Raw genomic sequence first — 18476 nt, forward strand, 5'->3', positions numbered from 1 at the left:
CCGAGCTACGCGCGCTGATCCGGCTCCAGGGGGTCCCCCCCCCCCCCCCCCCCCCCGCCCCCCCCGCGGGCGGCCAGCCCAGGAGCGCGGGGGGCGTGCCGGCGCCCTACGGGGGCCGCCGCCCGGCCCGGGCGGCCGCCGCCGGCCTGCTCGCCCAGCAGCGGCGCACCGACCGGGCCGTGGACGCCATGCGCGACGCGATCCGGGACGGCGACCGCGGGCGCCTCAGCGACCGGCAGCGCGGGGCGCTCGACGCGATGGTGACCGCCACCGGCGGGCTGGAGAGCCTGCGCGGGCAGGTGCTGTCCCGGAAGATCTCCTGGGACGGCGCCGTCGCCGGCTACAGCGCCCTGGTGGAGCCCGGCTTCGACGTCGAGTCCACCCTCACCGCACTCCAGGCCGGACAGCTGGCCCGGGAGTCACAGGTCGTCATCGAGCTGGTGCGGGTACGGGAGTTCGTCTCGCGCGAGGACGCGCTGGTCGCCGGGGCACGGGCCGCCGGACGGCTCACCGACGCGCAGTACGGCACCCTCACCGCGACCGTCGAGGACCGGCGGGTCTTCGAGCGGACCTACGTCCCGGACCTGCCGTCGGACTCACGGGCGCTGTTCGAGAAGTTCCAGCGCGGCGCGCTGCACCGCTCGCTGGTGCGCGGCGAGGACGCGCTGCTGCGGGCGGGCGCGGACCGGGCCGGTGCGGCCGTCGCCGCGGACACCTGGCGGTCCACCACCGACCGGGCCGTCAAGCAGTACATGCTGCTGTGCACGCGGTCGGCCGAGAACTCCGCCGCCCGCGGACGCGCCTTCGCCTACCGGGAGCTGACCAAGGCGGCCGTCGTCGGTGCGGCCGGCCTTGCGGCGGTTGGCCTTTCGCTGTGGTTCGCGGTGAGCGGGGCGCGCCGCATCTCGCGCCGCCTGGAGACCCTTCGGGACGCGGCCGATCTGCTGACCGCACGCCAACTGCCCGCCCTGGTGGAGCGGCTGAGCGCCGGCGAGGACGTGGACGCGGTCGCCGAGGCGCCGCCGCTGGCCGCCGGGGAGGCCGGCGACGACGAGATCGGGGATGTCGGCCGGTCGTTCAACCGGGCCCGGCTGGCCGCCGTCGAGGCCGCGGTCCGGCAGGCCACGCTGCGGCGGGGCCTGTTCGCGGTCCTCCTCAACATCGCCCGCCGCAACCAGGCCCTCGTCCACCGCCAGCTGAAACTCGTCGACACGCTGGAACGGCGCACCGACGACCCGGCCGTCCTGGGCGAGCTGTTCCGCATCGACCACCTCACCACCCGGATGCGCCGGCACGCGGAGAGCCTGATCATCCTCTCCGGCGCGGCCCCCGGACGGCGCTGGCGGCGGCCCGTGCCGGTGGCCGACGTGGTGTCGTCGGCGGTCGGCGAGATCGAGGACTACCCGCGGGTCGTGGTGCCGCCGATGCCCGAGGTGGGCGTGGCCGCGGACGCCGTCGCCGATGTCGTGCACCTGCTCGCCGAGCTGCTGGAGAACGCCACCGTGTTCTCGCCGCCGCACACCCAGGTCACCCTGCGCACCGGCCGGGTCGGCCACGGCTTCACCGTGGAGATCGACGACCGGGGCCTCGGCCTCGACGCCGACCAGCTCACCGCGGCCCGCCGCACCCTCACCGACCCCGACGCCTTCGACCCGACCCGCCACGACCGGCTCGGCCTCTACGTCGTGGGCCGCCTGGCCGCCCGGCACGGCATCGAGGTGACCCTGCGGGAGTCGCCGTACGGCGGCACGACCGCGGTGGTGCTGCTGCCGGGGGCGGTGCTGGCGGAGCCGGAGAACGGCAGCGGGGGAGCCGAGCGAGGGCGGCAGCCGTCCGCGGAGGAACGCCGGCGCCCACCGGCACCCGGGGGAGGCCGATCGGCATCGGCGGTCGGCGTTCTGCCGGCGTCCGGCGGTACGGCGACCGCCGGGGAGGCCGCGACGCACGGCGTGCGCGGCCCCGTCCGCGAGGCGGAGCCACTGCCGGCCCGGACGGACACCCCGTCTCCCGCAGCGCCTGCGGTCCGGACGGAGGGCCCGTCTCCCGCAGCGCCTGCGGTCCGGACGGAGGGCCCGTCTCCCGCAGCGCCTCCGGCCCTGCCCACCCGCACCCGTCAGACCTCCATCGCCCCCCAACTGCGCGCCGGCCCGCGGGCCCCGGCCCGGCCGGTCGAGCGTGATCTGGACGCCGACGAGATGCGGGCGGTCTTCGGCGCCTTCCAGCGCGGCCTGGACCGGGGCCGCAGGGGAGTGCCGACCGGCCCCGAGGAGCCGAACCACACCGAGGAAGGGACGCGCGCAGCCGATGACCAGTAACGACCACCCCCAGCCCCCCGACCCAACCCCGGCCTCTGCCTCGGCGACTGCCCCGGCCTCCGACGCGGTCCCGGCCTCTGCCTCGGCCCCCGGCCCACAACCCTCCGTCGGTCCAGGGCCCGTCGCCCAGCCCGGAAGTGACCTCGGCTGGCTTCTCGATGATCTCGTCGCCCGGACCGACCATGTCCGGCAGGCCGTGCTGCTCACCGCCGACGGGCTGCCGCTCAGCCACTCCGAGGGGATGCGGCGGCGGGACATCGAGCACCTCGCGGCCGTCTGCTCCGGCTTCCACAGCCTGGCCCGCTCGGCGGGGGACCGGTTCGGCGCCGGGGAGGTGCGGCAGACCATGGTGATGCTCGACGACGCCTATCTCTTCGTCACCCCGGCCGGACACGGCAGCCGGCTCGCCGTCCTCAGCGACGTCCGCACCGACGTCGGCCAGCTGGCCCACGAGATGGCCCTGCTCGTCCGTCGCCTCGGCGGCCACCTGGACGCCGCCGCGCGCTCGGCTCCCTGACGACCGCGGTGAGCGACGAGCACTGGTACGAGGACGAGACCGGCTCGCTGGTCCGCCCCTACACCGTGACCCGGGGCCGTACCGAACCCTCCGGTCGGCACACCATCGATCTGATGTCCCAGGTCACGGCTGTGGACATGGGCGCGGACGCGGACCGCCCGTACGTCGACCATGCCCGCACCGCCCTGCTCGCCCTGGTGCGACGCGGCGCCCGGCCGGTCGTGGAGCTCGCTGCGGACGCCGACCTGCCGCTCACCGTCGTACGCGTGCTGCTCGGCGATCTCGCCGAGGCCGGCCTGGTGCGGATCGACGCGCCGCGCCGGGTGGAGCCGGCCGGCCCCGCCGCCGACCCCGAACTGCTGAAGGAGATCGTGGAGCGGCTGCGGGAGCTCTGAGCTCCGGCCTCGCGCAACGAATCGCCGCCGGGCCCCCGCCGCACGCAACGAACCGCTCACCGGCACGCAACGGCTCCTTCTTGTCCGGCCCGGCCCGCCGACCGTACGGTCTAACTGGCCCCCAGACCCCTTCGCACCCGGTGAGGACCCGCATGCGCACCGCCCTGCTCCAGAGCTCCGGCCGCCCCGGCTCGACCGTCGAGAACCTCAAGGTGCTCGACGAGACCGCCGGCCGGGCCGCCGCCGCGGGCGCCGCGCTGCTGGTCGCCCCGGAGATGTTCCTGACCGGCTACGCGATCGGCGACGACATCGCCCGCCTCGCCGAGCCCGCCGACGGCGACAGCGCCGACGCGATCGCCGAGCTGGCCCACCGGCACGGCCTGGCGATCACCTACGGGTACCCGGAGCGCGACGGCGACGCCGTCCACAACTCCGCCCAGCTGATCTCCGCCGACGGCACCCGGCTCGCGAACTACCGCAAGTCCCACCTCTTCGGCGGCTTCGAGCGGGACCACTTCACCCCGGGCGACCAGCCGGTCGTCCAGGCGGAGCTGAACGGACTCACCGTCGGGATCATGATCTGCTACGACGTGGAGTTCCCGGAGCTCGTCCGCGCCCACGCCCTGGCCGGCACCGACCTGCTCCTCGTCCCGACGGCGAACATGCACCCGTTCGAGCTCGTCGCCGAGTCCCTGGTCCCGGTGCGGGCCTGGGAGAACCAGATGTACGTGGCCTACGCCAACCGCGTCGGCCAGGAAGGCGAGTTCGAGTTCTTCGGGCTGTCCGCGCTGGCCGGACCCGACGGGGTCGCCCGCGCCCGGGCCGGCCGCGGTGAGGAACTCGTCCTCGCCGACGTCGACCCCGCCCTCCTCGCCGCCTCCCGCGAGGCGAACCCGTATCTGAAGGACCGCCGCCCCGGCCTCTACGGGTCCCTGGCCTGACCTCCCCCCGGCTCTTCTTTCCCCGCTCTTCTTTCAGCTTTTCGCAAGGAGTCCGTACCCCATGACGTCCACGGTGCCCAACGCCGTCGAGCACGCCGACGAACAGCAGCCGCCGATCACCATGTTCGGCCCGGACTTCCCGTACGCCTACGACGACTTCCTCGCCCACCCGGCGGGCCTCGGCCAGATCCCGGCGACCGGGCACGGCACCGAGGTCGCGGTCATCGGCGGCGGTCTGTCCGGCATCGTGGCCGCGTACGAGCTGATGAAGATGGGCCTGAAGCCGGTCGTCTACGAGGCCGACGAGATCGGCGGACGGCTGCGGACCGTCGGCTTCGAGGGCTGTGACCCCTCGCTGACCGCCGAGATGGGCGCGATGCGCTTCCCGCCCTCCTCCACCGCCCTCCAGCACTACATCGACCTGGTGGACCTGGAGACCCGGCCCTTCCCCAACCCCCTTGCGGAGGCGACCCCTTCGACCGTCGTCGACCTCAAGGGCGAGTCGCACTACGCCGAGACGGCCGACGATCTCCCGCAGGTCTACCGGGATGTCGCCGCCGCCTGGAACAAGTGCCTGGCAGAGGGCGCCGACTTCTCCGACATGAACCGCGCGATGCGCGAGCGGGATGTGCCGCGCATCCGCGAGATCTGGGCGAAGCTCGTCGAGAAGCTCGACAACCAGACCTTCTACGGCTTCCTCTGCGACTCCGAGGCCTTCAAGTCCTTCCGGCACCGCGAGATCTTCGGCCAGGTCGGCTTCGGGACCGGCGGCTGGGACACCGACTTCCCCAACTCCATCCTGGAGATCCTGCGGGTCGTCTACACCGAGGCCGACGACCACCACCGCGGCATCGTCGGCGGCTCCCAGCAACTGCCGCTGCGGCTCTGGGAACGCGAGCCCGAGAAGATCGTGCACTGGGCGTACGGGACGTCGCTCGCGAAACTGCACGAGAACGGCGCGCCCCGCCCCGCCGTGACCCGGCTGCACCGCACCACCGGCAACCGGATCACGGTGACGGACGCGAACGGCGACATCCGCACCTACCAGGCGGCGATCTTCACCGCCCAGTCCTGGATGCTGCTCTCCAAGATCGCCTGCGACGACTCGCTCTTCCCGATCGACCACTGGACCGCGATCGAGCGCACCCACTACATGGAGTCCTCGAAGCTGTTCGTGCCCGTCGACCGGCCCTTCTGGCTCGACAAGGCCGTCGACGACAGGGGAAATCCGACGGGCCGGGACGTCATGTCGATGACGCTCACCGACCGCATGACGCGCGGGACCTACCTCCTCGACGACGGCCCGGACAAGCCCGCCGTCATCTGCCTCTCCTACACCTGGTGCGACGACAGTCTGAAGTGGCTGCCGCTGTCCGCGCACGAGCGGATGGAGGTCATGCTGAAGTCGCTCGGCGAGATCTACCCGAACGTCGACATCAGGAAGCACGTCATCGGCAACCCGGTGACCGTCTCCTGGGAGAACGAGCCCTACTTCATGGGCGCGTTCAAGGCCAACCTGCCCGGCCACTACCGCTACCAGCGGCGCCTGTTCACGCACTTCATGCAGGACCGGCTGCCCGCGGACAAGCGGGGCATCTTCCTCGCCGGCGACGACATCTCCTGGACGGCGGGCTGGGCCGAGGGTGCCGTCCAGACCGCGCTGAACGCGGTCTGGGGCGTCATGCACCACTTCGGCGGCGAGACCGACGCGGCGAACCCCGGCCCCGGTGACGTCTACGACGAGATCGCGCCGGTCGAGCTCCCCGAGGACTGAGCGAGCCCTTCAGAAGCCGGCCGCCCGGGCCGCCGAGTACACCTCGGCGGCCACGTCCTTCAGCTCCTGTGCGTCCCGCGCGGCCCACGAGACGTCGACCAGGAACTCGTCGAGACCGATCTCGGAGTACTCCATCAGATCGGCGACGATCTGCTCGACATCGCCCTGGAAGGGCCGGCGGTCCGGCCCCTCGAACCGCTTGGCGGTGTAGTCGGGGTTCACGCGCACCACCGTCCGCAGCGGCCGGGTGCGGCCCCGCTCGGCGGCGAGTTCCTGCAACCGGCGCAGGCTCGCGGCCACCTGATCGGGGCCGTCGGCGTACGGCAGCCAGCCGTCGGCGTGGTCGACGAGCCGGCGCATCGCCCGCGGGGTGTTGGCGGGCACCAGGATCGGGATCGGCCGGGCCGGCTTCGGACCGACGACGGCCGAGGCGATCTTCGTGATCCGGCCCTCGTAGACCACCGGGTCCGGGCCCCACACCGCCCGGCACACCTCGATCACCTCGTCCATGACCTTGCCGCGCTCCTCGAACGGGCGGACTCCCTGGGCCGCGTACTCGTCCAGGGACCAGCCGCTGCCGAGGCCCGCGACCACCCGGCCGCCGCTCGCCGCGTCCAGCGTGGCCAGGGACTTGGCCAGCTGGAAGGGGATGTGCAGCGGGGCCACCAGCACCGCGGTGCCCAGCTCGGCCCGCTCGGTGGCCGCCGCCGCGAGGGCCAGCGTGACCAGCGGCTCGGCCACGCCCCGGTAGGCGTCGGGCCAGGGCAGGCCCGGGACGCCGTACAGCGGCTGGGTCTGGGGTTCCGGGAACAGGGCCCGTTCGTACACCCAGAGACTGTCGTATCCGATGTCCTCGGCGGCCCGTGCCACGTCGGGCACGTCCTTGCCGAGGTCGTACTGCCGATTCTGCGGAAGTCCGATTCCGAGCCGGGTCGTCATGGCATGCGCTCCTTGGTAATTGATTGCGCAATCAAGTTAACGTTATCTCGGTGGAGCGGGAAACGGCTCCGCAGAGGTTGGCCTGATCGGATCCGTCAGTCGCGCAGCGGTGTGAGCAGCATGCGGCCCGCCAGACCCACGGCCGCGTCCAGCCGCTCGGTGAACTCCTCGACCAGGTCCTCGAACCTGCGCAGTGCCCACAGCGCCCGAGCCGCCGACCAGGTCGCGTCCCGGGCCCGCTCCAGGCTCCAGGAACCGAGCAGATGGGTCAGCGGATCGGCGATCTGGAGCACGTCGGGCCCCGGCATCAGATCCTCGCGGATGCGCTCCTCCAGCGAGACGAGCAGGTCGCCCACGCGGTCGAACTCGTCCTCCAGGTCGGCCGGTTCGCAGCCGAGCGTGCGGCAGGCGTCGACCACTGCCAGCGCCAGGTCGTGCCCGATGTGCGCGTTGATGCCGGCCAGCGCGAACTGCAGCGGGCGTACCCCGGGATGCCGGCGGAACTGGAACAACGGCCGCCAGCAGGCCGGGGGTCGGCGGCCCGCCGCCTCCGTGGCCACGGCGGCCAGGTAGCGCTCGGCGAACCGCACGTCGAGGGTGGCCGCGGCCCCGGGGTCCGTGAACCGGCCCGCGTCCAGGCGCCGTTCGACCTCCTCCGTGACGGCGAGGTACACCCGGTTGAAGACCGCGATGCCGTCGCGCTCGGGCAGGTCCGCGTCCAGGGCGCGCATCCGGGCGACGACGGTGCCGACCGGAGCGGTGAAGTGTTCCAACTGCGCCATGGGGGAAGGGTCCCAGCCCCGGGCCGACGCGCGCGCCGACGGGCCCGGCGCTTCCCCGGAACGGGGGAACGGACCTGCCGCACGGGGCGGGGAGCGCGCCGCGCGGGACGAGGCACCGCCCGCCTACGCCTGGGTGTCGTCGTAGGAGCTGGCGCCCTCGTCGAGGAGCGGGTCCTGGCGCTTGAGGTGGGCCGGGGCCAGGGCGCGCAGGGCGTGGTAGCCGATGATGACCACCAGGGTGCCGAGGGCGATGCCGCTGAGGGAGAAGGTGTCGGTGAACTTCAGGCTCACGTTGCCGACGCCGATGATGATGCCGGCGGCCGCCGGGACCAGGTTCAGCGGGTTGCGCAGGTCGACCTCGGCGTGCAGCCAGATCTGGGCGCCGAGCAGGCCGATCATGCCGTAGAGGATGACCGTGATGCCGCCGAGGACCCCGCCCGGGACCGCGGCCACGATCGCGCCGAACTTCGGGCAGACGCCGAAGAGCAGCGCGAAGCCGGCGGCGGCCCAGTAGGCGGCGGTGGAGTAGACGCGGGTCGCGGCCATCACGCCGATGTTCTCGGAGTAGGTGGTGTTGGGCGGGCCGCCCACGGCGGTGGAGAGCATCGAGGCGACGCCGTCGGCCGAGATCGCGGTGCCGAGCTTGTCGTCCAGCGGGTCGCCGGTCATCTCGCCGACCGCCTTGATGTGCCCGGTGTTCTCGGCGACCAGGGCGATGACGACGGGCAGGGCGACCAGGATCGCGGACCACTGGAAGGACGGGCCGTGGAAGGACGGCAGCCCGATCCAGTCGGCCCTGCCGACGCCGGAGAGGTCCAGGCGCCAGTGGTCGGTGACCTTGCCGCCGGGGCCCATGGAGTGGATCCTGCCGAAGATCCGGTCCAGGGCCCAGGAGAGGGCGTACCCGAAGACCAGGCCCAGGAAGATCGCGATGCGTGACCAGAAACCACGCAGACAGACGACGGCCAGACCGGTGAACGACATCACCAGCAGGGCGGTCCACTGGTCCTGCGGCCAGTAGGTGGAGGCGGTGACCGGCGCGAGGTTGAAGCCGATCAGCATCACCACCGCGCCGGTGACGATGGGCGGCATCGCGGCGTGGATGATCCGCGCCCCGAAGCGCTGCACGGCCACACCCACCAGGAACAGCACCACGCCGACCACGAAGACCGCGCCGGTCACGGTGGCGCTGGTGCCGCCCTGTGCGCGGATGACGGCGGCCACCCCGACGAAGGACAGCGAGCAGCCCAGGTAGCTGGGCACCCGGCCGCGGGTCGCCAGCAGGAAGATCACGGTCGCGACGCCGGACATCATGATCGCGAGGTTGGGGTTCAGGCCCATCAGAACGGGCGCCACGAAGGAGGCGCCGAACATGGCCACCACGTGCTGGGCGCCGAGCCCGACCGTGCGCGGCCAGGAGAGCCGTTCGTCGGGGCGTACCACCGCTCCCGGCGCGGGCGTGCGCCCGTCGCCGTGCAGTTTCCAGCGCACGCCGAGATCCATGGTGGGCTTCGCTTTCTTTGTACGTGAAGACGGTCCGAACCATTGTCACGGCTACCTGGTGGTTCTACGCTCGCACGGTCCTACTCATGAACTGGGTTCACATATCTGATTTCACGTTGATCGGAGTGCTCGATGAGTGGAAGATCCCGCGCGGCCGTTGTGCTGACGGCCCTGGTGGCGTTCGGAGCGGTCCTCGTCCCCTCCGCCCATGCCGCGACCAAGGCCCCGGACACCGCCGTCCTCGACGGCGCCCGGCTCCAGCGCACCAAGGCCGAACTGCGCGCCGGCGACCCGCAACTGCGGCGCGCGCTCGGCGACTTGACGACCCGCGCCGACACCTGGCTGGACCAGGGTCCCTGGACGGTCGTCGACAAGCCCAAGCCCGCCCCGGGCGGCGACGTCCACGACTACCTCAGCCAGGCCCCCTACTGGTGGCCCACCACCGCACCCACCGCCGGCAACCCCTGGGGCTGCCCCTACGTCCAGCGTGACGGCCAGCGCAATCCCGAGGTCGACAGCGGCACCGACCGCCAGGACGTCGAGAAGGTCTTCGACTCGACGTACGACCTCTCCCTGGCCTGGTACTACACCGGCAGGCGGGAGTACGCCGAGAAGGCCGGACAGATCCTGCGCACCTGGTTCCTCGACCCGGCGACCCGGATGAACCCGAACCTGAACCACGCCCAGTTCATCCCGTGCAAGTACGACGGCCGGGCCATCGGGATCATCGACTTCTCCCAGTCGTACACGAGCGTGGTCGACGCGCTGGCGATCCTCGGCACCGGGGCGCCCGGCTGGAGCTCCGGGGACCGGGCGGGGATGCGGAGCTGGAACACGGACTTCCTCGGCTGGCTGAAGAACAGCGCCTTCGGCAAGGAGGAGGGGGCCGCCGCCAACAACCACGGCACCTTCTACGACATGCAGCTCGCCGCCCTCGCCTACGCGACCGGCGACAAGGCGCTGGCCAGGCAGACCGTGCTGGACGCGCGGGCGAAGCGGATCGACCCGCAGGTCGCGGGGGACGGCAGTCAGCCGCAGGAGCTGGCCCGCACCAGGAGCTGGCACTACTCGACCTTCGACCTGGTCGCCTACACCCGGCTCGCGGCCATCGGCCGGCACGTCGGCGTCAACCTGTGGACTTATCAGGGGCCGGCCGGGCAGAGCCTGTTCAAGGCCGTGGACTACCTGCTGCCGGCCGCGACCGGTGCGGCCGCCTGGCCGTATCCGGAGCTGGAGTTCCACCGCTACGCGGCGAGCGACGTCGTGCACGCGGCGGCCGACGCCGGCGACAAGGCGGCCCAGAAGGCGGTACGGAGGCTGGAGACACCGCCCGGCGGTGACCTCTGGGCGCTGCGGCCGGCCGCCGAGCAGCTGGACTCGATCGCGGGCTGACCGGCCCCTCCCCGGCCGGGGCTCCTGAGCGTCCGCTTAGGATGGAGTGTCCCCACCGCTTCGTCCAGTGCTCAGGAGCCCCACCCGTGACCGCCGAAGCCCTGCCCGCCCCGGCCCTCTCCTACGGCCGGCTGCTGCCGGTCAGCGTCCACTTCGACGACCTCGACGCGCTCGGGATGCTGCACAACGCCCGCTACCCGCTGCTGGTGGAGCGCGCCTGGACCGAGTTCTGGCGCGAGCACGGCGTCCGCTTCGACGGCGACTGGGCCACCGCCGGGGACGCCTGCAACGTGGTGAGGGAACTGCGCATCGGCTACGAGGCGCCGGTCACCAGGTCGGGCACCTACGCCGTCCACCTCTGGCTGGAACGGCTCGGCACCACCGGCCTGACCTACGGCTTCCGCTTCTGCTCGCCGGACGGCGCGACCACCTACGCGCAGGGCACCCGGGTGCTCGTCCGGCTGGACGCGGCCACCCTGCGCCCCGCGCCGTGGAGCGAGACGTTCAGGGCCGTGGGTCAGGAACTGCTGAGGCCTGCGGGCTGACCTCCGGGCGGCCGCCCCGCGCCCCGGCGCGTAGCACGCCCGCGAACGCCACCAGCCCCAGCGCCAACACCGTGACCAGGCAGAACGACACCACCAGACTGGTCGCCTGGGCGATTCCGCCGATCAGGCTGGGTGCGATCAGGCCCGAGGTGTAGGTGATCGTCGCCACGCCCGCTATCGCCTGACTCGGGTTCGGCCCGGCGTGCCCGGCCGCCGCGAAGCACAGCGGTACGACCACCGCGATGCCGAGGCCCATCAGCGCGAACCCGGTCATCGCCACCGCCGGCTGCCCGGCGAGGACCACCAGCAGCCCGCCGAACGCGGCCAGCACGCCCCCGGCACGCACGGTGCGGACCGCGCCGAAGCGGTTCACCACCGCGTCCCCGCATATCCGGGCCACCGCCATGGCCAGCATGAACCCGGTGGTGGTGGCCGCCGCGAGCCCCGCCGAGCTGTCCATCCGGTCCCGTAGGAACACCGCCGACCAGTCCAGGCTCGCCCCCTCCGCGAACACCGCGCAGAAGCCCACCGTGCCGATCAGCAGCGCCGACCGCGGCGGCAGCGTGAACCGCGGCGGCGGCTCCTCGTCCTCGCCGGCCCGGACGTCCAGGACGAAGCCGGCCGCCAGTACGCCGAGCACGGTGAGGACGGCCGCCGCCAGGGCGAAGTGCACGCGCGCGTCCGTGCCCAGATGCGCGGCGAGGGTGCCCGCGGCCGAGCCGACCAGGGTGCCCGCGCTCCACATGCCGTGCAGCCCCGACATGATCGACCTGTCCAGCAGTCGCTCGATCTCCACGCCGAGCGCGTTCATCACCACGTCCGCCATGCCCGCACTCGCGCCGTACACGAACATCGCCAGGCACAGCAGATACAGGTTCGTGGCGAGCGACGGCAGGACCAGCGCCAGCGTCCACATGGCGATCAGTCCGCGCAGCGCCGTACGGCTGCCGAAGCGGTGGCTGATCCGGCCGGCCAGCGGCATCGAGCACGAGGCGCCGAACGCCGTGAAAGCGAGCGCGAAGCCCAACTGCCCGGCGCTGAGCGAGGCATGGTCCTGGACCCACGGCACCCGGGTCGCGAACGAGCCGGTGACGGCACCGTGCACGGTGAACACGGCCGCGACGGCGTACCGCGCGCGCTTCACCTCGTGCTGCTCGCGACCCACGTCTTTCATGGTCCTGCCCCTCCCGGCCGGGTACCGCCCCACTGCCCGCCGTAAACTATCAGGGACCCTGCCTGATAGATAGAGAGTTATGTGGCCGTCCTGGGCCATGAGGATCTGGGAGGATGCCCGTCATGCCCGCATCACCGAGCACCGCCCGGGCCATCAACGACCGGCTCGCGCTGAGCCTGCTCCAGGAGGAAGGCCCGCTGACGGCAGGGCAGTTGAAACAGCTGACCGGGCTGTCCCGGCCGACCGTCGCCGACCTCGTCGAACGGCTCACCGCGTCCGGTCTGATCGCGGTGGTCGGCGAGTCGGGCGAGCAGCGCCGGGGGCCGAACGCCCGGCTGTACGGCATCGTCGCCGACCGGGCGTGTCTGGCCGCCCTCGACGTGCGCACCGACAGCGTCTCGGTGCTGGTCTCCGACCTGGTGGGGCGGGTGCTGGCCGACGGGTCGGTGCCGGTGGCGCCGGAGGCGGGGGAGGCGGCGGCCGTGGAGCGGGCGGTGGAGCTGGTGGAGCGCGCGGCCAAGGAGGCGGGGGCGTCCGGGGACGGGGGGCAACTGCACACCGTGGGCATCGGGGCGCCCGGGCTCATCGATCCGGCCACGGGCGAGCTCCGCGACTCGGCCGGCCTGCCCGCCTGGCACCGCCGGCTGGTCGCCGCCCTCCAGGAACGCTTCCCGCAGGCCCGGGTCAGCGTCGAGAACGAGACCAACCTGGCCGCCCTCGCCGAGCAGCGGGAGGGCGTCGCCCGGGACCGCGACACCTTCGTCCTGCTCTGGCTGGGGGACAGCTGCGGCGCCGCCGTCGTCCTCGACGGCGGCCTGCGCCGGGGCGCCTCCGGCGGCACGGGCGAGATCGGCTTCCTGCCGGTGCCGGGCACGCCCGGACTGCCATCGGCGACGGACTGCTCCGGGGGCTACCACTCACTGGTGGGGGCGGCGGCGATCGTGGAGTTGGCGCGGGAGTGCGGGATGGGGCCGGGGGATCTGTCTGCCGACCGCGTGGTCGAGGAGGCGGCCCGCCTGACTGTCGGCGGCGCCCCTGTCGCGCCCCAAAGGGGCGCGGGGAACTGCGCGACCAGCCACGACGGCGCCGCAGCCGACCCTCGACCGAACGCGGCACACGCCCGTTTCCTCGGCGCCCTCGCCGACCGCATCGCCGTAGGCGTCGCCGCCGTCGTTGCGATCCTGGACCCCGGCTGCGTGGTCCTCGGCGGCGAGATCGGCCCCGCCGGGGGAGCGGCCCTCGCCACCCGCGTCGAGGCGCGACTCCGCGGTATGTCGCCGTTGGCGACCGAGGTACGGGCGAGCACCCTGGGCGGCGCGGCCGTCCTGCGCGGCGCCCTGCTCACCGCCCGAGAGCGTGCCCAGGACGAACTCTTCGCGGCGCCGGCCCGCTGACGCCCGCGTTGGGCGGGCCCGGCGACGGGCAAGGGCCGTCGTCACCGCCACCGGGTCCGCTCGAACCCTAAAAGGACTAGACCAGTGGGGTCAATAGGTGTGAATCAGAGTCAAGAGCCCTGGTCCGGGCGCCAGTTGCGTACACGGCGGTCCGTCGGGGAAGTCCAGCGGCGTGAGCTGTGAGGCACCCCACACGGTCCCCTTGCATGGACCACGATCGGGCGTGGCACACTGACCGTGTACCAGAAGCAGCGCACTCCGGGGTCGGTGAAACTCCGAACCGGCGGTTACAGTCCGCGACCCGTCCGCTTCCAGCGGCCGGTTGACCAGGTGAAATTCCTGGACCGACGGTTAAAGTCCGGATGGGAGGCAGTGCGCGGCGGGCGAGCATGTACGTGTGCGCGCCGCCGTATCTGGTCTCGTCCCTCGCGGGCGGGGCCTTGTCGGCGTCGCCCCCGGTGTGTTTGTCCGTACATTCTGTCGTCCGTCGACAGGCCCCGGAGTCCGTGCCCTATTGAGGCAGGAGGACCCGGGAAGTGTTCACCGGAATCGTCGAAGAGCTGGGTGAGATCACCGCCGTCGAGAACCTCGGCGACGCGTCCCGTTTCCGGCTCCGTGGTCCCGTAGTGACCGAGGGCGCGCAGCACGGCGACTCCATCGCCGTGAACGGCGTCTGTCTGACCGTCGTGGAGCACGAGGGCGACGAGTTCACCGCCGACGTCATGGCGGAGACCCTCAAGCGTTCCTCCCTCGGCGCCCTGGACGTCGGCTCCCGCGTCAACCTGGAGCGCCCCACCGCGGTCGGCTCCCGCCTCGGCGGCCACATCGTGCAGGGCCACGTCGACGGCACCGGTCAGGTGCTGGCGCGCACGCCCTCCGAGAACTGGGAGATCGTCAAGGTCTCGCTCCCGGCCGACCTCGCGCGGTACGTCGTCGAGAAGGGCTCGATCACGGTCGACGGCATCAGCCTCACCGTCGTCGAGGCCGGCCCCGACTACTTCACCGTCAGCCTCATCCCCACCACGCTCGACCTGACCACCCTGGGCCGCAAGCAGCCCGGCGACCCGGTCAACCTCGAGGTCGACATCGTCGCCAAGTACGTGGAGCGGCTGCTCGCGAACACGCAGGGAGCGGACCGGTGAACTGGCTGAACTCCGAGGCCTTCACCCTCCTCGGCCAGCACATCATCTGGTCCGACATGATCGGCAACATCCTCGGCCTGATCACCCTCGCCCTCGGCTGGCGCCGCTCGCTGCTCACCTGGCCGGTCCAGTTCCTCTCCGGCCTGGTCCTGTTCATCGCCTTCTACGGCCACCTCGCCGGCAGCGCCGGCAAGCAGGTCGTCGTCATGACGGTCGCCCTGTACGGCTGGTGGCAGTGGAACCGCAACAAGGGCGAGTCCGGCGACGGCCACATCGTCCCGCGCTTCGCCACCTGGCGTGAGCGCGGCGCGATGGTCGCCGCCGCGGCCGCCGGCACGGTCGCCGTCGCCCTGCTCTTCAAGGCCTACCCGTCCCTGTCCTGGGACCCCTGGCCGGACGCCTACATCTTCGTCGGCACCGTCGTCGCCATGTACGCCCAGGCCCGCGGCATGGTCGAGTTCTGGATCGCCTGGCTCCTGGTCGACGTGGTCGGCGTCCCCCTCAACTTCGCCAACGGCTACGCCTTCTCCGGCTTCGTCTACGTCATCTACGGCGCGCTCGTCCTGTGGGGTCTGCGCGACTGGTGGCTGCGCTCCCGCGAGGGCTCGCGGCCCGCTCTGGAAGGAGCACCCGCATGACCGCGGCACCGATCCTGTACAGCACCGACGGCGTCGAGGACCTCACCCTCGACCCGGTCGAGCAGGCCATCGCCGACATCGCGGCCGGCCGGCCGATCGTGGTCGTCGACGACGAGGACCGCGAGAACGAGGGCGACCTCGTCGTCGCCGCCGAGAAGATCACCCCCGAGATCGTCGCCTTCATGATGAGCGAGTGCCGCGGCCTGATCTGCGCCCCCATGGAGGGCGAGGAGCTGGACCGGCTCCAGCTGCCGCAGATGGTCGGTGACAACACCGAGTCGATGAAGACCGCGTTCACCGTCTCCGTGGACGCCTCCGGCGCGCACGGCGTCACCACCGGCATCTCGGCCGCCGACCGCGCCGCCACGCTCCGGCTGCTGGCGAGCGGCCAGGCCGAGCCGACGGACCTGGTCCGTCCCGGCCATGTCTTCCCGCTGCGCGCCCGGCCCGGCGGTGTCCTGGTCCGCAACGGCCACACCGAGGCCGCCGTCGACCTCGCCCGCCTCGCGGGCCTGCGCCCGGCCGGCGCCATCGTGGAGATCGCCGGCGAGGACGGCCGGATGCTCCGTCTTCCGGAGCTGATCCCGTTCGCCCGCAAGCACGGGCTGACGATCATCTCCATCGCGGACCTGGTCACCTACCGCCGGGCCGCGGCCGAGCCCACCGTCCGCCGCGAGGCCGAGGTCAACCTGCCCACCAAGCACGGCACCTTCACGGCGTACGGCTACCGCTCCACCACCGACGGCGTCGAGCACGTCGCCCTCGTCCACGGCGAGATCGGCGACGGCGAGGACGTCCTGGTCCGGGTCCACTCCGAGTGCCTCACCGGGGACGTCTTCGGCTCCGCCCGCTGCGACTGCGGACCCCAGCTCGACGCCGCCCTGGACCGCATCCAGGACGAGGGCCGGGGCATCGTCGTCTACCTGCGCGGACACGAGGGGCGGGGCATCGGGCTGCTGTCCAAGCTGCGCGCGTACGAACTCCAGGAGCGCGGCCGCGACACCCTCGACGCCAACCTCGAACTCGGCCTGCCCGCCGACGCCCGCGACTACGGCGCCGGCGCCCAGATCCTGGCCGACCTCGGGGTGCGCAGCGTCCGCCTGATGACCAACAACCCCGACAAGAGCGACGCGCTGCTGAGCCACGGGCTCAAGATCAGCGGGCGCGAGCCGATGCCCGTACAGGCGGGCGAGCACAACCTCCGCTACCTGCGCACCAAGCGGGACCGGATGGGCCACGACCTGCCCTGGCTGGACACCCCGGCCGTGGCGGCCTGCGGCAACCAGTAACCGTGGCCACCTGCGGCCACCATGAGAGAAACAGCACTGAGGAGAGACGTGAGCGGCAAGGGTGCACCTGAACTGTCCGTACGCAATGTCAGCGACCTGCGGGTCGCCGTCATCGCGTCCCAGTGGCACGAGAAGGTGATGGACGGACTGGTGGACGGCGCCCTGCGCGCCCTGCGCGACCTGGGGATCGACGAGCCGACCCTGCTCCGGGTCCCCGGCAGCTGGGAGCTCCCGGTCACCGCCAAGGTCCTCGCCGGGCGCGGCTACGACGCGATCGTCGCCCTCGGTGTCGTCATCCGCGGCGGTACCCCGCACTTCGAGTACGTGTGCCAGGGCGTCACCCATGGCCTCACCCAGGTCTCCGTCGAGACCGGCGTCCCGGTCGGCTTCGGCGTGCTGACCTGCGACGACGAGGAGTCGGCCCTGGACCGCGCCGGTCTCGCGGGCTCCAACGAGGACAAGGGCCACGAGGCGGTGACGGCGGCGGTGGCCACGGCGGCCACCCTCCGCTCAGTATCTGAACCCTGGCACTGAGCGACGCGGCGATTGGCGTAGTCTGGCGCTCACCATGTCCAACAAGACTTTCGAGGAGCTCTTCACCGAGCTCCAGCACAAGGCCGCCCACGGCGACCCCGCCACCTCCCGCACCGCAGAACTGGTCGGCAAGGGGGTCCATGCCATCGGCAAGAAGGTCGTCGAGGAGGCCGCCGAAGTCTGGATGGCCGCCGAGTACGAGGGCAAGGAAGCGGCCGCCGAGGAGATCTCGCAGCTGCTCTACCACGTCCAGGTGATGATGGTCGCCCGCGGCATCTCGCTGGACGACGTCTACGCCCACCTGTAAAACCCTTTCAGACAACCCCCCTTTCGAAGCGAAGGAAGCCGACCTCATGCTGCGCATCGCCGTCCCCAACAAGGGTTCCCTGTCAGGACCTGCGGCGGACATGCTGCATGAGGCCGGCTACCGGCAGCGCCGGGAGTCCAAGGAACTCCGCATCGTCGACCCGGTCAACGACGTCGAGTTCTTCTACCTCCGCCCCCGCGACATCGCGATCTACGTCTCCTCCGGTCGCCTCGACATCGGCATCACCGGCCGTGACCTGCTCGTCGACTCCGGCGCCAACGCCGAGGAGATCCTGCCGCTCGGCTTCGCCCGCTCCACCTTCCGCTTCGCCTCCAAGCGCGGCGAGGCGAACGGCCTGCCGGACCTCAAGGGCAAGACGGTCGCCACCTCCTACGAGGGGATCGTCGCCAAGCACCTCGCCGACAACGGCGTCGACGCCTCCGTCGTCCACCTCGACGGCGCCGTCGAGACCGCCATCGAGCTGGGCGTCGCCGAGGTCATCGCCGACGTCGTCGAGACCGGCACCAGCCTGCGCAACGCCGGCCTGGAGGTCTTCGGCGAGCCGATCATGAAGTCCGAGGCGATCGTGATCCGGCGCACCGGTGCCGACGCCGAGGAGCCCAAGGTCCAGCAGTTCCTGCGCCGCCTCCAGGGCGTCCTGGTCGCTCGGACGTACGTGATGATGGACTACGACTGCCGTGTCGAGCAGCTGGAGAAGGCCGTCGCCCTCACCCCCGGCCTGGAGTCGCCGACCGTCTCCCCGCTGCACAACGAGGGCTGGGTCGCCGTCCGTGCCATGGTCCCCACCAAGGACGCCCAGCGGATCATGGACGACCTGTACGACATCGGCGCCCGCGCCATCCTGACCACGGCCATCCACGCCTGCCGCCTCTGA

The 18476-nt window shown here is 72.2% G+C and carries 18 protein-coding genes and 1 riboswitch; of the genes, 14 read left to right on the forward strand and 4 right to left on the reverse strand.

Annotated features, from left to right (window positions below; all coding sequences use genetic code 11):
* Positions 1–95 precede the first annotated feature (95 nt).
* From KVT45_RS35550 to KVT45_RS35570, 5 genes are all read left to right on the forward strand, one after another.
* The gene (locus KVT45_RS35550; RefSeq protein ID WP_308310961.1) at positions 96–2315 is read left to right on the forward strand and encodes a nitrate- and nitrite sensing domain-containing protein; all 2220 of its coding nucleotides are present in this window, start codon (positions 96–98) and stop codon (positions 2313–2315) included.
* Positions 2305–2832, forward strand: a complete 528-nt coding sequence (locus KVT45_RS35555; RefSeq protein ID WP_217553288.1) for a roadblock/LC7 domain-containing protein — start codon at positions 2305–2307, stop codon at positions 2830–2832. Before KVT45_RS35550 ends, KVT45_RS35555 begins: the two co-directional genes overlap by 11 nt.
* Positions 2833–2840: 8 nt before the next feature.
* Positions 2841–3227: a DUF742 domain-containing protein gene (locus tag KVT45_RS35560; protein WP_217553289.1), complete on the forward strand. Its 387-nt coding sequence runs from the start codon at positions 2841–2843 to the stop codon at positions 3225–3227.
* 152 nt (positions 3228–3379) lie between these two features.
* Positions 3380–4168 (forward strand): carbon-nitrogen hydrolase family protein, encoded by a 789-nt coding sequence (locus KVT45_RS35565; RefSeq protein WP_217553290.1) that lies wholly within the window; start codon positions 3380–3382, stop codon positions 4166–4168.
* A 61-nt stretch (positions 4169–4229) separates the two neighbouring features.
* Positions 4230–5942, forward strand: coding sequence for an NAD(P)/FAD-dependent oxidoreductase (locus KVT45_RS35570; RefSeq protein WP_217553291.1), 1713 nt, complete (start codon positions 4230–4232; stop codon positions 5940–5942).
* A 9-nt stretch (positions 5943–5951) separates the two neighbouring features.
* Here the strand turns inward: KVT45_RS35570 and KVT45_RS35575 are convergent, their stop codons facing one another.
* The 3 genes from KVT45_RS35575 to KVT45_RS35585 form a co-directional block, all read right to left on the reverse strand.
* On the reverse strand, positions 5952–6881 hold the full coding sequence (locus KVT45_RS35575; protein ID WP_217553292.1) for an LLM class F420-dependent oxidoreductase: 930 nt from the start codon (positions 6879–6881) through the stop codon (positions 5952–5954).
* A 95-nt stretch (positions 6882–6976) separates the two neighbouring features.
* Positions 6977–7663: a DUF5995 family protein gene (locus KVT45_RS35580; RefSeq protein WP_217553293.1), complete on the reverse strand. Its 687-nt coding sequence runs from the start codon at positions 7661–7663 to the stop codon at positions 6977–6979.
* Between the two features lie 123 nt (positions 7664–7786).
* Positions 7787–9166 carry a uracil-xanthine permease family protein gene (locus tag KVT45_RS35585; RefSeq protein ID WP_217553294.1) on the reverse strand — a complete coding sequence of 460 codons (1380 nt, stop codon included), beginning with the start codon at positions 9164–9166 and terminating at the stop codon, positions 7787–7789.
* Positions 9167–9298: 132 nt separating this feature from the next.
* On the opposite strand from KVT45_RS35585, the gene KVT45_RS35590 reads away from it, so the two are divergent.
* Both KVT45_RS35590 and KVT45_RS35595 read left to right on the forward strand, forming a co-directional pair.
* The gene (locus KVT45_RS35590; protein ID WP_217553295.1) at positions 9299–10558 is read left to right on the forward strand and encodes an alginate lyase family protein; all 1260 of its coding nucleotides are present in this window, start codon (positions 9299–9301) and stop codon (positions 10556–10558) included.
* A gap of 86 nt (positions 10559–10644) precedes the next feature.
* Positions 10645–11103: a thioesterase family protein gene (locus KVT45_RS35595; protein ID WP_217553296.1), complete on the forward strand. Its 459-nt coding sequence runs from the start codon at positions 10645–10647 to the stop codon at positions 11101–11103.
* Here the strand turns inward: KVT45_RS35595 and KVT45_RS35600 are convergent.
* Positions 11063–12277, reverse strand: a complete 1215-nt coding sequence (locus KVT45_RS35600; RefSeq protein ID WP_217553297.1) for an MFS transporter — start codon at positions 12275–12277, stop codon at positions 11063–11065. The genes KVT45_RS35595 and KVT45_RS35600 overlap by 41 nt on opposite strands.
* A gap of 122 nt (positions 12278–12399) precedes the next feature.
* Here KVT45_RS35600 and KVT45_RS35605 point away from each other — a divergent pair, with 122 nt between their 5' ends.
* The 7 genes from KVT45_RS35605 to hisG all read left to right on the forward strand — a co-directional run bounded on the left by KVT45_RS35605 (position 12400) and on the right by hisG (position 18476).
* On the forward strand, positions 12400–13671 hold the full coding sequence (locus KVT45_RS35605) for an ROK family transcriptional regulator (RefSeq protein WP_217553298.1): 1272 nt from the start codon (positions 12400–12402) through the stop codon (positions 13669–13671).
* Positions 13672–13920: 249 nt separating this feature from the next.
* A riboswitch (FMN riboswitch) is annotated at positions 13921–14051 on the forward strand.
* A 156-nt stretch (positions 14052–14207) separates the two neighbouring features.
* On the forward strand, positions 14208–14813 hold the full coding sequence (locus tag KVT45_RS35610; protein WP_217553299.1) for a riboflavin synthase: 606 nt from the start codon (positions 14208–14210) through the stop codon (positions 14811–14813).
* Entirely contained in the window at positions 14810–15451 is a 642-nt protein-coding gene (gene pnuC, locus KVT45_RS35615) for a nicotinamide riboside transporter PnuC (protein ID WP_217553300.1), read from the forward strand. The genes KVT45_RS35610 and pnuC overlap by 4 nt, the downstream gene beginning before the upstream one ends.
* Positions 15448–16740, forward strand: coding sequence for a bifunctional 3,4-dihydroxy-2-butanone-4-phosphate synthase/GTP cyclohydrolase II (locus KVT45_RS35620; protein ID WP_217553301.1), 1293 nt, complete (start codon positions 15448–15450; stop codon positions 16738–16740). The genes pnuC and KVT45_RS35620 overlap by 4 nt, the downstream gene beginning before the upstream one ends.
* Before the next feature lie 48 nt (positions 16741–16788).
* The gene (gene ribH, locus KVT45_RS35625; RefSeq protein ID WP_217553302.1) at positions 16789–17274 is read left to right on the forward strand and encodes a 6,7-dimethyl-8-ribityllumazine synthase; all 486 of its coding nucleotides are present in this window, start codon (positions 16789–16791) and stop codon (positions 17272–17274) included.
* A 34-nt stretch (positions 17275–17308) separates the two neighbouring features.
* Positions 17309–17581: a phosphoribosyl-ATP diphosphatase gene (locus tag KVT45_RS35630; protein WP_030946750.1), complete on the forward strand. Its 273-nt coding sequence runs from the start codon at positions 17309–17311 to the stop codon at positions 17579–17581.
* Between the two features lie 46 nt (positions 17582–17627).
* Positions 17628–18476, forward strand: coding sequence for an ATP phosphoribosyltransferase (gene hisG, locus KVT45_RS35635; RefSeq protein ID WP_217553303.1), 849 nt, complete (start codon positions 17628–17630; stop codon positions 18474–18476).

It is taken from the genome of Streptomyces sp. GbtcB6 (assembly GCF_019091475.1).
In the GTDB taxonomy this organism is placed as follows: Bacteria; Actinomycetota; Actinomycetes; order Streptomycetales; family Streptomycetaceae; genus Streptomyces; species Streptomyces hyaluromycini.